Annotated in this window: 13 protein-coding genes and 1 pseudogene; 6 read left to right on the forward strand and 8 right to left on the reverse strand. The window is 64.2% G+C overall.

Going from position 1 to position 12523, the window contains the following annotated elements; genetic code table 11:
* Positions 1 to 444: a hypothetical protein gene (locus BVH01_RS22600; protein ID WP_075932466.1), complete on the forward strand. Its 444-nt coding sequence runs from the start codon at positions 1 to 3 to the stop codon at positions 442 to 444.
* Positions 445 to 672: 228 nt separating this feature from the next.
* Positions 673 to 1545: a protease HtpX gene (gene htpX / locus BVH01_RS22605; RefSeq protein ID WP_075932467.1), complete on the forward strand. Its 873-nt coding sequence runs from the start codon at positions 673 to 675 to the stop codon at positions 1543 to 1545.
* A 258-nt stretch (positions 1546 to 1803) separates the two neighbouring features.
* On the opposite strand, the gene BVH01_RS22610 is transcribed toward htpX, so the two are convergent.
* Positions 1804 to 2454 carry a thiopurine S-methyltransferase gene (locus BVH01_RS22610; RefSeq protein WP_075932468.1) on the reverse strand — a complete coding sequence of 217 codons (651 nt, stop codon included), beginning with the start codon at positions 2452 to 2454 and terminating at the stop codon, positions 1804 to 1806.
* A gap of 105 nt (positions 2455 to 2559) precedes the next feature.
* Between BVH01_RS22610 and BVH01_RS22615 the strand changes: the two genes are divergently transcribed.
* Entirely contained in the window at positions 2560 to 3327 is a 768-nt protein-coding gene (locus BVH01_RS22615) for a class III extradiol ring-cleavage dioxygenase (protein ID WP_075932469.1), read from the forward strand.
* Here the strand turns inward: BVH01_RS22615 and pabB are convergent.
* The 4 genes and pseudogenes from pabB to BVH01_RS22635 form a co-directional block, all read right to left on the reverse strand.
* Positions 3312 to 4676: an aminodeoxychorismate synthase component I gene (pabB, locus tag BVH01_RS22620; RefSeq protein WP_075932470.1), complete on the reverse strand. Its 1365-nt coding sequence runs from the start codon at positions 4674 to 4676 to the stop codon at positions 3312 to 3314. The genes BVH01_RS22615 and pabB overlap by 16 nt on opposite strands.
* Positions 4677 to 4834: 158 nt before the next feature.
* Positions 4835 to 6542: pseudogene (locus BVH01_RS22625) on the reverse strand (DEAD/DEAH box helicase).
* Positions 6543 to 6838: 296 nt separating this feature from the next.
* Complete coding sequence (locus tag BVH01_RS22630) at positions 6839 to 7237, reverse strand: ester cyclase (protein ID WP_075932472.1); 399 nt, start codon at positions 7235 to 7237, stop codon at positions 6839 to 6841.
* 108 nt (positions 7238 to 7345) lie between these two features.
* Positions 7346 to 8119, reverse strand: coding sequence for a spermidine synthase (locus BVH01_RS22635; RefSeq protein ID WP_139315667.1), 774 nt, complete (start codon positions 8117 to 8119; stop codon positions 7346 to 7348).
* Between the two features lie 172 nt (positions 8120 to 8291).
* Between BVH01_RS22635 and BVH01_RS22640 the strand changes: the two genes are divergently transcribed.
* The 3 genes from BVH01_RS22640 to BVH01_RS22650 all read left to right on the forward strand — a co-directional run bounded on the left by BVH01_RS22640 (position 8292) and on the right by BVH01_RS22650 (position 10726).
* Positions 8292 to 9638: a class II 3-deoxy-7-phosphoheptulonate synthase gene (locus BVH01_RS22640; protein WP_075932473.1), complete on the forward strand. Its 1347-nt coding sequence runs from the start codon at positions 8292 to 8294 to the stop codon at positions 9636 to 9638.
* A 104-nt stretch (positions 9639 to 9742) separates the two neighbouring features.
* Positions 9743 to 9910, forward strand: coding sequence for a DUF2897 family protein (locus tag BVH01_RS22645; RefSeq protein WP_075932474.1), 168 nt, complete (start codon positions 9743 to 9745; stop codon positions 9908 to 9910).
* A 60-nt stretch (positions 9911 to 9970) separates the two neighbouring features.
* On the forward strand, positions 9971 to 10726 hold the full coding sequence (locus BVH01_RS22650) for a CPBP family intramembrane glutamic endopeptidase (protein ID WP_075932475.1): 756 nt from the start codon (positions 9971 to 9973) through the stop codon (positions 10724 to 10726).
* Positions 10727 to 10744: 18 nt separating this feature from the next.
* Here the strand turns inward: BVH01_RS22650 and BVH01_RS22655 are convergent, their stop codons facing one another.
* The 3 genes from BVH01_RS22655 to BVH01_RS22665 form a co-directional block, all read right to left on the reverse strand.
* The gene (locus BVH01_RS22655; RefSeq protein WP_083659522.1) at positions 10745 to 11272 is read right to left on the reverse strand and encodes a hypothetical protein; all 528 of its coding nucleotides are present in this window, start codon (positions 11270 to 11272) and stop codon (positions 10745 to 10747) included.
* 111 nt (positions 11273 to 11383) lie between these two features.
* The gene (locus tag BVH01_RS22660; RefSeq protein WP_075932476.1) at positions 11384 to 11938 is read right to left on the reverse strand and encodes a hypothetical protein; all 555 of its coding nucleotides are present in this window, start codon (positions 11936 to 11938) and stop codon (positions 11384 to 11386) included.
* A complete protein-coding gene (locus BVH01_RS22665; RefSeq protein WP_075932477.1) occupies positions 11935 to 12522 on the reverse strand; it encodes an RNA polymerase sigma factor in 588 nt (195 codons plus the stop codon). Before BVH01_RS22665 ends, BVH01_RS22660 begins: the two co-directional genes overlap by 4 nt.
* Position 12523 lies beyond the last annotated feature (1 nt).

Consider the following 12523-nt stretch of genomic DNA (forward strand, 5'->3'; position numbering starts at 1 on the left):
ATGGATCTGCAGATAGACGACTTCTACAAGGATGCCGCCAGCGGCTTGCTGATGCTCTATCAGGCGTTTCCGCGCAAGGTCTCACTGTACGTGGAAGACCTGATCGGCCGCGAAGAACCGGATGAGTTCGGCCTGCCGAGCAAACGTCATCAGGCGTGCCTGGGTGCGCTGCTGTGGCTGGCTGAAGAAGGTTACCTGCGCTACGAGTCCACCATCGGCTACGACGCGCTCGACCAGGCGGTGCTCAGCGAAAAGGGCTTCCTGCGTTTGTCGCGGGGCATTCCTCGGGCAATCACCGAGGGCGAAGCACTGCCGCCAGCGGTGGATAGGGTGCAGGCGACCCTGGCTTTCCAATTGCGTGAAGCACTCGCCCAGCAACATGGTGAACGGATTGCGCGGCTGACTCGTCAGCTGTTCGAACAGCGCTCCGCCCAGCCATATTGAGGGAGATCAACCTGCCGAAGACGTCGCGATCGCGACGGATTTTCTCCCTGTCGATTGAAATAAACGCGAAAATGCCCATCTAAGCATTGGCGCCCACACGCGGCCGTTTCACGCCGTCAGGCCGGGCGACACAGTTTGAAATAGTGACTCGGTTGAATCACCACAGGGCGAGCCCTTATATAGCCGCCGTATCGAGCCTGTCTTTCCCGTGAGGAGTCGTTTCACACCATGATGCGCATTATGTTGTTCCTGGCTACCAACTTGGCGGTACTGGTTATCGCCAGCATCACCCTCAAACTGCTGGGTGTTGATCGCTTCACCGGCCAGAACCACGGCAGCCTGCTGATCTTCTGCGCCGTCTTTGGTTTTGCCGGCTCGCTGGTCTCGCTCTTCCTGTCCAAGTGGATGGCGAAGATGAGCACCGGCACCGAAATCATCACCCAGCCGCGCACCCGCCACGAGCAGTGGCTGCTGCAGACCGTCGAAGAACTGTCGCGCGATGCCGGCATCAAGATGCCAGAAGTGGGCATCTTCCCCGCCTACGAATCCAACGCTTTCGCCACCGGCTGGAACAAGAACGACGCGTTGGTCGCCGTCAGCCAGGGCCTGCTCGAGCGCTTCTCCCCCGATGAAGTGCGCGCCGTGCTGGCCCACGAGATCGGCCACGTGGCCAATGGCGACATGGTCACCCTGGCGCTGATTCAAGGCGTGGTGAACACCTTCGTGATGTTCTTCGCGCGCATCTTCGGCAACTTCGTCGACAAGGCGATCCTCAAGAACGAAGACGGCCACGGCATTGGCTACTTCGTGGCGACCATCTTCGCCGAGCTGGTACTGGGTATCCTGGCCAGCATCATCGTCATGTGGTTCTCGCGCAAACGTGAGTACAAGGCCGACGAAGCCGGTGCACGGCTGGCCGGCAAGGGCGCGATGATCGCCGCACTGCAGCGCCTGCGTGCCGAACAGGGCGTACCGGTGCAGATGCCCGACAGCCTGACCGCCTTCGGCATCAACGGTGGCCTGAAGAACGGCCTGGCGGGCCTGCTGATGACTCACCCGCCGCTGGAAGAGCGCATCGAAGCCCTGCGTCGCATGGCCTGATCGCAACGCAACGGAAAGGCGACCCTCGGGTCGCCTTTTTCATGCCCGCGATTCGCCTCAGAGCCTGTTCAAAGTCTCGCGAGCTAGAGCAATGCAAGGCCTAGGCGGCCCCGCAAAAACAGGCAAGGACCGGTCGGAGTCGCGCCCGACTTTACGAGCTGTAAATGAGCAGCCTGACGGGAACGCCTAGTTTGGGCTGGCAATCCAGCCTGTTTTTAACGCTGCAGTGCCGACGCGCAGCAGACTTTGGACAGGTTCTCAGAGCAGGCGCAGGTGGTAGGCCCGCTCATCCATGCGAGAGAGGCCACGGGCCCTGAAACGCTCCTCCAGGGCATCCTGGCTTTCCAGCAACTCGCTTTCCCATATCTTGCCGCTCCAGCCGCGCACCTCGGCATCGGGCACCGAGAACGGCGGCCCATCCATCAGCGCCTGATCGTAATCCAGGCTCACCAGCAAGCCGCCGCTTCCAGGCAACAGAACCTGCTGCAAATGCCGCACGTAGCGCTCGCGCAGCTCGGCCGGCAGCGCAATCAATGCGGCACGGTCGTAGAACAGCGTACAGCCGGGCAAATGCCACGCTTGCAGCGCGAAGAAGTCGCCACAGAACAACTCGACGCTGCCATGGCGATAGACCTTGAAGGCGTCCTCGCTGGTAATCGTCGGCTGCACACCCTGTTCGGCGAAGAATGCCGCGACCGCCACCTCGGCCAATTCCACACCCACGACCCGATGCCCGCGCGCCGCCAGCCAGGCGATGTCCAGGCTCTTGCCACACAGCGGCACCAGCACGGGCGCCTTGCTCGTACCGGCTACCGCGGCCCAGTGGCGTTGCAGCAACCCATTGACCTGCCGGGCATGAAAGCCGATCTGATTGGCGTGCCAGCGCTGCAGCCAGAATGATTCCTGCATGTTTTACCCTCAAGACATCAAGAAAACAGATAACACCGAGCAGACTTTAGCCGTTGTTAGGCCAACTTGGCTGATGGATCATGACGACATCATCAGGAGAACATCATGCAGCCTAGCCTGTTCATTTCCCATGGCTCCCCCATGCTCGCCCTGCAACCCGGCGCCAGCGGCCCTGCCCTCGCCCGCCTCGCCTCCGAACTGAAACGCCCGGATGCGATCGTCGTGGTGTCGGCCCACTGGGAAAGCGAAGCGTTGCGGGTGATGAGTAGCTCCCGGCCGGAAACCTGGCACGACTTCGGCGGTTTCCCTGCCGAGCTCTATCAGGTGCAGTACCCGGCGCCCGGCAGCCCAAAACTGGCCGAGTCCATCGTGCAGCACCTGCGGGCGTCCGGCCTGGACGTGCAGGCCGATGAGCGCCGGCCCTTCGACCATGGCAGCTGGGTTCCGCTGTCTTTGCTCTACCCCAGCGCCGATATTCCGGTGGTGCAGGTTTCCCTGCCCAGCCGCCAGGGCCCGGGCCTGCAAGTACGGGTAGGCGAAGCGCTGGCCGCGCTGCGCGAGCAGAACGTACTGCTGATCGGCTCGGGCAGCATCACCCACAACCTGGGCGAGCTCGACTGGCGCTCCACCGGCGACGAAGCGGCGCCCTGGGCGCTGGAGTTTCGCGACTGGATGGTCGAACGCTTGCGCGAAGACGACCTGGCTGCACTGCTCGACTACCGCCGCCAGGCGCCCCACGCGCGGCGCAACCATCCCAGCGAAGAACACCTGCTACCGCTGTTCTTCGCCCGCGGCGCCGGCGGCACCTTTGCCATCGAGCACCAGGGGTTCACCCTGGGCGCGCTGGGCATGGACATCTACCGCTTCGGCTGAAGCAAGCGCTCCAGCGTACTGAGCAGCACCTGCACCTTGGTGACCGACTCCTGATACTCGGCCTGCCAGGCCGAGTCAGCGACGATGCCGCCACCGCCCCAGCAACTGATCACGCCGTCCTTGGCCAGCAGGCTGCGAATGGCGATGGAGCTGTCCATCTCGCCGCGCACGTCCAGGTACAGCAGTGAACCGCAGTAAGGGCCGCGTCGCGTCGGCTCGAGTTCGTCGATGATCTGCATCGCGCGGATCTTCGGCGCACCGGTTATGGAACCGCCCGGAAATGCACCCAGCAGCAGGTCCAACGCGTCCTTGTCAGCGGCCAGCTCACCAGTCACCGCGCTGACCAGGTGATGCACGTTCGGGTAGCTTTCCAGCGCGAACAGTTCGGGCACGCGCACCGAGCCGGTACGGCAGCTGCGCCCCAGGTCGTTGCGCAGCAGATCGACGATCATCAGGTTCTCGGCACGATCCTTGGGGCTGGCGAGCAGCACCTGAGCGTTGTGTGCATCTTCCCTTTCGTCGCGCCCGCGTGGCTGGGTGCCCTTGATCGGCCGCGTCTCCACCTGCCCGCCACTGACACGAATGAAGCGCTCAGGCGACAGGCTGAGCAAGGCGCCGCCGCCCGGCAGGCTCAGGTAACCGGAGAAAGGCGTCGGGCAAGCCGCGCGCAACGCGCCATAGGCCTGCCAGGCATCGCCTTGATAAGGCGCCTGGAAGCGCTGCGCATAGTTGACCTGATAGCAGTCACCCGAAGCGATGTAGGTCTGGATACGGCCGATGGCCTCGGCGTAGCGTTGCTGGTCGATATTCGCCTGAAACGGCGCCAGCAACGCGAAGGGCGCCTGCTCCTGGGGCTCGCCCGGCGGATGCTCGAACAACGCCAGCAGGCGCGCCTGCTCGGCCGCTGGCAACGCGGGGTGGAACACCAACTGGCTGGTACGCGCCTGATGGTCGCTGATCAGCGCCCATCCATACAGGCCGAATACTGCGTCGCCAAAGCCCAGGTCATCACGGGCCTGCTCAGGCAGCGCTTCGATACGGCGGCCGAAATCGTAGGCCAGGTAACCGAGCAGGCCGCCGGCGAACGGCAGTTCGATACCCGGCGGCATTTCGGCGTGCCCGAATGCCGCGAGCTGCTCACGCAAGCGCGCGAAGAACGCGGCGCCCGACTCTCCCTGTCCTGGCGCCAGCTCGGCCAGCGGCCAGGCGCTGAGCAGATCGAAGCGCCCACGCGCGGCCACCGGCCGGCCGGCATCCAGCAACACCGCACCGGGCGCGTGGCGTACCGCATGGAAATACACGGCAGGATCGGCCTGATACGGCAGGCCATGGACAAGACAGGTAAGCATTCAGGGCATCACGAAAACGAGGACGGCCGATTGTAGAGCCGCTGGCAGGTTCGTCCTAGGGGCGATTGCCGCCTCCGGGCCTGGCGAACGACATTACAGGCCCCAGAAACGACTCGGGGGAGCCATTGGCTCCCCCGAATCAGTGCTGAACGAACCGATCAGTCTTCGCGATAACGACGCAGCTTCAACGGCTTGCCGGCAACGCGAGTGTCCTTGAGCTTGCCGAGCAGGCGCTCCAGGCCCTCTTCCGGCAGTTCCACCAGGCTGAAGCTCTCACGGATCTGGATACGACCGATCGCCTCACGGGCCAGGCCACCCTCGTTGAGAATCGCGCCCAGCAGGTTCTTGGCAGCGATGCCATCACGGGCGCCCAGCGCGGTGCGGCAGCGTGCACGGCCTTCGGCCAGCGGCATCGGCGCACGACGCTCACGCGGCTCACCGCTGCGCTCGCCATCACGCTCACGACGCTCGCGGGGTGCGCCACCGACGCCCGGCACCAGCGGCTGCTCGCGCTCGACGCTGGCCAGATCCAGGGCCTGGCCATTGGTGGCCTTCTTCAGCAGCGCAGCGGCCAGGGCACGCGGGCTGCAACCGATGTCGGCGGTCAGGCGGTCGAGCAGTTCGCCATGGCTGGCTTCGGCGTCGGCAACCAGTGGCGCCAGGCTGTTGGTGAGCTTCTTGATGCGCGCATCCAGCACTTGCTGGGCGTTGGGCAGCTTGACCTCGCCAACCTTCTGGCCGGTCACGCGCTCGATCACCTGCAGCATGCGGCGCTCGCGCGGGGTCACCAGCAGCAGCGCACGGCCATCGCGACCGGCACGGCCGGTACGACCGATACGGTGCACGTAGGACTCCGGGTCGTACGGCATGTCGACGTTGAACACGTGGGTGATGCGCGGCACGTCGATACCACGGGCGGCGACGTCGGTAGCCACGACGATGTCCAGGCGGCCATCTTTGAGCGACTCGATGACACGCTCACGCTGGTTCTGAGCGATGTCGCCGTTCAACGCAGCGGCCTTGAAGCCCTTGGCTTCCAGCGCAGCGGCCAGGTCCAGGGTGGCCTGCTTGGTGCGTACGAAGGCGATCAGCGCGTCGAACTCCTCGACTTCCAGCAGACGCAGCACGGCGTTGGTCTTCTGATCGGCGTGGATCATCAGGTGCGCCTGCTCGATGCGCGAGACGGTCTGGGTCTTGGCGGCGATCTTGATGTGCTGCGGCTCGCGCAGGTGCTTCTCGGCAATGGCACGGATCGAGTGCGGTAAGGTCGCGGAGAACAGCACGCTCTGGCGGCTTTCCGGCATGGCTTCGAAGATCACTTCGAGGTCGTCCATGAAGCCCAGCTTGAGCATTTCGTCGGCTTCGTCGAGTACCAGGTACTGAATGGTCGACAGCACTTTCTCGTCACGACGCAGGTGATCGACCAGACGGCCCGGGGTAGCGACGATGACCTGTGCGCCCTGACGAATGGCTTTGAGCTGCGGGCCCATCGGTGCGCCACCGTAGACGGCGACCACGTTCAGGCCTGGCATCTGCTTGGAATAGGTTTCGAACGCCGTGGCAACCTGCAGAGCGAGCTCGCGGGTCGGGGCGAGAATCAGCGCCTGGGGCTCACGCTTGGCCGGGTCGATCTTCGACAGGATCGGCAACGCGAATGCGGCGGTCTTGCCGGTACCGGTCTGCGCCTGGCCGATCATGTCCTGGCCAGAGAGGATCACCGGAATGGCTTGCGACTGAATGGGCGACGGCTCTTCGTATCCGACGGCGGTCAGCGCGGCGAGAATATTGGAATGAAGTCCGAGTGCGGCGAAGCCGCCGATTTCCTGGGTCATGGGTCTGCCTCTGAGTGCATCCGCAAAGACCCATGTTCCAAAGCTGCACATGCCATGTAGGACCTTGTGGGTCACCCTGGCAGCAATGTAGGCGAGAATTTGCGAAAACTGTGGTGGTAATGAATCGTCAAGATAGCCCGCTTGGCGGACTGGCTGCCGGAAAGCTTCCGGGCGAGTTGCACGACTTGAACGTGGCCATGAATTGGCCGGCGCGTACTATACCGGAATTCATACAGACGTGTGCGCTTTTTCACACAATAAAATGGGTGAAGCGCAGGCAACTGCTGCTCGCGACGGTATGCCGCAGGTGCCTGCGTTCTGATCGAACGGTCAGCCTCTGCTGGTGAGCTGCGATTCGATAGCGGCCTTGTCGACGACCGACCAGACTTCGGCGACCTTGCCGTCGCGAAAAGCGTAGAACACGTTTTCGCTGAAGGCCACCCTGCGGCCATTGACCGGCACATCGAGAAAACGGCCTTTCGGGGTGCAGTGAAAGTCCAGGCGGCAGGCGATCATCGACTCCTCGCAGGTCAGCAGGCGGATGTTGAACTGCAGATCGGGAATGTCCTGGTAATCGCGCTCAAGCATTTCACGATAACCACTCAACCCCACGCGCCGGCCGTTATGCACCACATCGTCCTGCACGAACTGCCCAAGGTTCGCCCAGTCCTGCCGATTGAGGCAGTCGATATAGGCGCGATACACCGTGGAAAGGTCTTGTTCGGTCATGACAGGGCTCCGTCGCGAGGGCTTGAGGGACTCGCCTGCCCAGACGACCGCGGAAGGCGCGCTGAGCAGGCAAGGCTCTAAAGGGACAGTGCCGCTGACGGTTAATTCCTAGCTCGCCATCCGTATGGCGTCGATCAACGGCTGCAGCGAATAGCCGAGCTGCGCCTGCAGGGCCTGGGCGCGCTGGCTCACCGCTTCGCGGTCGAACGCCTGATCCAGCTCGGCCGGCACCAGCACCACCACGTTGCCCTCCACCACCGGGCATTCCCAGTAATGGCGGTGATAGAGGCCGCGCAGCAGTGCGGCGCCCAGCGGCTTGCCGTCATCGCCAGCCCACTGGTTGATGATCAGCCAGCCGCCCGGGTTGAGCTTGGCCCGACAGTCGTCGAGAAAGCGCCAGGCCAGATGGCCGACACCAGGGCCAGTGTCGGTATACAGATCGACGAAGATCAGATCCGCGGTTTCTGCGCTGGGTAGCAACTGCATGGCGTCGCCGATGCGCACCGTCAGGCGCGGATCGTCTTCCAGCCCCAGGTACTGCATGGCCAGGCGCGGCACGTCCGGACGCAGCTCGATGGTTTCGACATCGTCGAGCGGCAGGAAGCGCAGGCAGGCCTGGGTCAGGGTGCCGGCGCCCAGGCCCAGGAACAACGCGCTCTCCGGCGCTTCATGACACAGCGCACCGACGAACATCGCGCGGGTGTAGTCGTATTCCAGCCAACTGGGATCGGCGGTGAACACGCAGCTCTGCTCGATCGCCTCGCCGAACTCGAGAAACCGGTATTCACCGATCTCGACCACACGGATCACCCCGAAGGCGTCATGCACCTCGGCCAGTACCACTTCGTCCTTCATCTCCTCCACCGGAGGCAAGCCAGGCATGCGCAGATTCTCCACCGTCGCGTTCCCCGGCTCAGGCCGGGCTAGAAAGCGATTGTCGGCGATGGGGCGCGCTCAGGTCACGCGCTAAATGCCTGGGGCTTTTGCCGGGAGGCATGCTCGGCCAGGCGTGGTGATCGGTTACCATGGCCAATCGCCAACAAGAGAAGCCGCCATGAGTCAGCCCTGGAGCCCCGACAGCTGGAGAAGCCACCCCATCCAGCAACAACCTCAGTACCCGGACGCCGCGAAACTCGCCCAGGTCGAGCAGACCCTGGCCAGCTTTCCGCCCCTGGTGTTCGCCGGCGAGGCACGCGAGCTGCGCAAGCAGTTCGCCGAGGTGACCCAGGGCCGCGCGTTCCTGCTGCAGGGCGGCGACTGCGCCGAGAGCTTCGCCGAGTTCAGCGCCGCGAAGATCCGCGACACCTTCAAGGTGCTGCTGCAAATGGCCATCGTGATGACCTTCGCCGCCGGTTGCCCGGTGGTGAAGGTCGGACGCATGGCAGGCCAGTTCGCCAAGCCGCGCTCGGCCAATGACGAGACCCTCGACGGCGTCACCCTGCCCGCCTACCGCGGCGATATCGTCAATGGCATCGGCTTCGACGCGGCCAGCCGTGCACCCGATCCGCAGCGACTGCTGCAGGCCTACCACCAGTCCACCGCTTCGCTGAACCTGCTGCGCGCCTTTGCCCAGGGCGGCTTCGCCGACCTGCATCAGGTGCATCAGTGGAACCTGGATTTCATCGCCAATTCGGCGCTGGCCCAGAAGTACCACCAACTGGCCGACCGCATCGACGAAACCCTGGCCTTCATGCGAGCCTGTGGTATGGACAGCGCGGCCCAGGTACGCGAGACCAGCTTCTTCACCGCCCATGAAGCGCTGCTGCTCAACTACGAAGAAGCCTTCGTGCGCCGCGACAGCCTGACCGGCGATTTCTACGACTGCTCGGCGCACATGCTGTGGATCGGCGACCGCACCCGCCAGGTGGACGGCGCCCATGTCGAATTCCTGCGCGGGGTGGGCAACCCGATTGGCGTCAAGGTCGGCCCGAGCATGACCGACGAGGACCTGATCCGCCTGATCGACATCCTCAATCCGGACAACGACCCGGGCCGCCTCAACCTGATCGTGCGCATGGGCGCCGACAAGGTCGAGGCCGGCCTGCCGCGGCTGATCCGCACCGTGCAGCGCGAAGGTCGCCAGGTGCTGTGGAGCAGCGACCCGATGCACGGCAACACCATCAAGGCGTCGAGTGGCTACAAGACCCGGGATTTTGCGCAGATCCTCGCCGAGGTACGGCAGTTCTTCGCCGTGCACCACGCCGAGGGCAGCTATGCCGGCGGCAGCCATATCGAGATGACCGGCCAGGACGTGACCGAGTGCATCGGCGGCGCCAAGCCGATCACCGAGGCCGGCCTGTCGGATCGTTATCACACCCACTGCGACCCCCGGATGAACGCCGACCAGTCTCTGGAACTGGCATTCATGATCGCCGAAACGCTAAAGCAGGTACGCCGCTGAGCAGCACGTTAACCTGAACCAAGCGGACCGACGGGCGGTCTTCAGAACAGGGCCTCGGTGCGTTTATCGATGCGAGGCCCATCACTCGATAGAAGGAGTCGCACATGCCCTGGTATGCCTGGTTGATCCTGATTCTGGCGATCGGCTCCATCGTCGGTGGCCTGCTGATGTTGCGCGACAGTGCCAAGAAGCTGCCGCTCAGTGATGAGCAGCTCAAGCGCATTCACGAACGCGAAGTCGAGCAGACCGCCAAGGATGCGCAAGATCGCTGATCACGCCTGCACAAACTGATCCCGTCGCCCTGTAGACTGCGCCTCCACCCCGGAGGCGCAATGCCGTTACTACCCCGCCTGCTACTGCCCGGCTGCCCGCTATTGGCGGGTACGCTCATGGGCTACATCCAGCCCATCGGTTTTCTGTGCGCCTGCCTGTTCATCGCGCTGGTACTGGCACCGGCACGCTTGCCCCAATGGCTGTGGTGCATGTTGGTGATGCTCGCCAGCGTACTGCTGGCAGCTCACCTGCTGCCTGGTTTTCGGCCTTGGGAAATTGCCCAGCCGCAGCGCATCAGCGCCGATGCAGCGCCTTACCAGCTGAGGCTGTCATGGGACAAGCTGCTGGTGGGTTGCACCCTGCTCGCCTGGTGGCTGGGCTTGCCGCCAAGACCGCTGCACAGGCCCGCCTGGATCGCGCCGACATTCATCATTACGCTGCTGGCGGTGCCGGGCCTGGCAATGCTACTGGGCGTGGTCGCCTGGCAACCGAAATGGCCAGGCATACTTGGCGCCTGGCTGGCCATCAATCTGGTCGTCGCGGTACTGGCCGAAGAACTGCTGTTTCGCGGCCTGCTGCAGCCACACCTGATCCGCTGGCTGGGCGCGTGGCCGGGACTGCTGCTGACGGCGGCGCTGTTCGGCGCCGTGCATATGCCCTTCAGCCCGACCTTTGCAGCCGTGGCCGCTGTTGCGGGCCTGGGCTATGGCTTGGTCATGCAGATCAGCGGCCGGCTAAGCCTGGCAATCGCCCTGCATGGGCTGGTCAACCTGATGCATTTCACCTTGCTGAGCTACCCACTGCGTATCGCCTGAGAAGCGACGGCTCGGAGCTTAACGGCGAAACTCGAACTGCAGCTCGGCACCTTCCACAGCATTCCAGTATTCGGAACCCAGCTCGCCGGTCAGCAGCTTGCCGCTGACCTGGAAGGGATTGGGCGAGGATTTCCGTTCCTCGAAGAACGCCGGCAGGATTGGCGGTACACCATCGGTGGCAGCCTTGTCCTCGGCATCCAGCGCAGCGGCCAGCTCGGGAGGCAGGCTCAGGTCCAGTTTGGTCTTGGGTGGGGTTTGCGCGACCTTTTGAGCTTTATCGGGCTTGGCGCGCTGCACGGTCTTTTTCGGCTGGGCAGGCGCAGGCTTCTGCACCGCCTCAGGCTGCGGCTCGGCGGCCTGCGGCTTTACCGCCGGCGCCGCCTGCACAGCCGGTGGCTCGGGCTTCTCGACTGGCTGCGCCGGCTTGGCGGACTCGACGGCCACTGCCGGCTCACTGTTCTTGCGCGGCACATCCTTGCCCTGCTCATCGGAACCACAGGCACTCAGCAGCACGGCAACACACAGCGGCAACAACAGATGGCGCATCGAAATCCTCGCATCGGTTCATGTAACTCAGTAACCCAGCATTCTAAAACGACTGAGCGATAACGCCAGCCAGTCTGCCGAATGGCTACACCGCCCGTCGCCCTATCACCCTTAACGCTCTGGCAACCGGCGCAATTCGGCCTCCACATCCAGGCCAGGATGCTCGGCCTGCAGTTGCTCGAGGCGCTGCCGCGCCTGCTCTGTCTCACCACGTTCGCGCAGGCCGGCAATCTCGCGGAGCGCGGCCAGCACGTCGGCGGACGGCGGTGCGGCCTCCGCCGCCAGACGTGCCATGACCCGCGGCGCCTCGCTCATCTCGGCCATCGGAGCCGGGCTGGCAGGCGCCTGCAAGGCCATGGGCGCCTGACGCTGCATCGAGGCCGGCGGTGCGTCGTATCGACTTGGCGCTTGTTCGAGGGTCTGCAGGCTCAGCCCGAGCCCTACGCCCACAACAGCCAGGCAGCCAAGAGCCGCTGACCAGCGGCGGCTAGCCGAGGCATCACCCAGCGTGCGACGCAGCCGCGCCCAGAAACCCTCAGGCTGACGACGTTTACTCGCGGCCGCATCGGCAGCGGCGGCAAGGATTCGCGCGTCCAGCGCGGGGCCAGGCTGCTCGCGGCTGTGCTCACGGACGTGACGCAGCAAAGGCTCCTCGTGATCGTTCATGGTGATACCTCTTCGGCCGTGCTGAGCAGGCGGCGCATCTTCTGCAACGCGTAGCGCAGGCGGCTCTTTACCGTTTCTGCCGGCGTGCGGGTCAGCTCGGCAATCTCATGCAGTTCAAGGTCGGCGTGGGCGCGCAGCAAGAAAACCTCGCGCTGCTCGGCCGGCAAGTCGGCGAGCGCCGCCTGGATGCGCGCCTGATCCTGGCTGAGGCTGAGCTGCCGCTCGGGATCCGGCTCGTCCATGGCCTGGTCGTGCAACTGCTCGTCGAAGACCTCCTCGCGCAGCAGGCGTTTGCCCTGCTTGCGCCAGTGATCGATCAGGCGATTACGGGCGATCTGATACAGCCAGGTCTTGAACAGCACCGCCGCTTCGCGCTGCACCGATTCGCTGCGAATCAGGCTCATCCAGGTTTCCTGGAACACTTCTTCGGCGACCGCTTGATCGCCGCACAAGCCCATCAGAAAGCGAAACAGCCCGAGGCGATGGCGCTCGTAGAGTTGCGTGAAAGCTGCAGCGTCTCCGGCCCGGTAGCGACGCAACAGGTCGGCGTCGCTGGGCTCGGCGTTAGAGGGATGGACAGTCACA

The sequence above is a fragment of the Pseudomonas sp. PA1(2017) genome, assembly GCF_001945375.1.
Taxonomy (GTDB): domain Bacteria; phylum Pseudomonadota; class Gammaproteobacteria; order Pseudomonadales; family Pseudomonadaceae; genus Aquipseudomonas.

What these genes read in the sequence shown, in the direction of transcription:
- pabB (WP_075932470.1), bottom strand. Translation starts at nt 4,676, where the DNA reads ATGCTTACCTGTCTTGTCCATGGCCTGCCGTATCAGGCCGATCCTGCC.
- BVH01_RS22610 (WP_075932468.1), bottom strand. Translation starts at nt 2,454, where the DNA reads ATGCAGGAATCATTCTGGCTGCAGCGCTGGCACGCCAATCAGATCGGC.
- BVH01_RS22640 (WP_075932473.1), top strand. Translation starts at nt 8,292, where the DNA reads ATGAGTCAGCCCTGGAGCCCCGACAGCTGGAGAAGCCACCCCATCCAG.
- BVH01_RS22630 (WP_075932472.1), bottom strand. Translation starts at nt 7,237, where the DNA reads ATGACCGAACAAGACCTTTCCACGGTGTATCGCGCCTATATCGACTGC.
- BVH01_RS22635 (WP_139315667.1), bottom strand. Translation starts at nt 8,119, where the DNA reads ATGCCTGGCTTGCCTCCGGTGGAGGAGATGAAGGACGAAGTGGTACTG.
- BVH01_RS22645 (WP_075932474.1), top strand. Translation starts at nt 9,743, where the DNA reads ATGCCCTGGTATGCCTGGTTGATCCTGATTCTGGCGATCGGCTCCATC.
- BVH01_RS22650 (WP_075932475.1), top strand. Translation starts at nt 9,971, where the DNA reads ATGCCGTTACTACCCCGCCTGCTACTGCCCGGCTGCCCGCTATTGGCG.
- BVH01_RS22655 (WP_083659522.1), bottom strand. Translation starts at nt 11,272, where the DNA reads ATGCGCCATCTGTTGTTGCCGCTGTGTGTTGCCGTGCTGCTGAGTGCC.
- BVH01_RS22600 (WP_075932466.1), top strand. Translation starts at nt 1, where the DNA reads ATGGATCTGCAGATAGACGACTTCTACAAGGATGCCGCCAGCGGCTTG.
- BVH01_RS22660 (WP_075932476.1), bottom strand. Translation starts at nt 11,938, where the DNA reads ATGAACGATCACGAGGAGCCTTTGCTGCGTCACGTCCGTGAGCACAGC.
- BVH01_RS22615 (WP_075932469.1), top strand. Translation starts at nt 2,560, where the DNA reads ATGCAGCCTAGCCTGTTCATTTCCCATGGCTCCCCCATGCTCGCCCTG.
- htpX (WP_075932467.1), top strand. Translation starts at nt 673, where the DNA reads ATGATGCGCATTATGTTGTTCCTGGCTACCAACTTGGCGGTACTGGTT.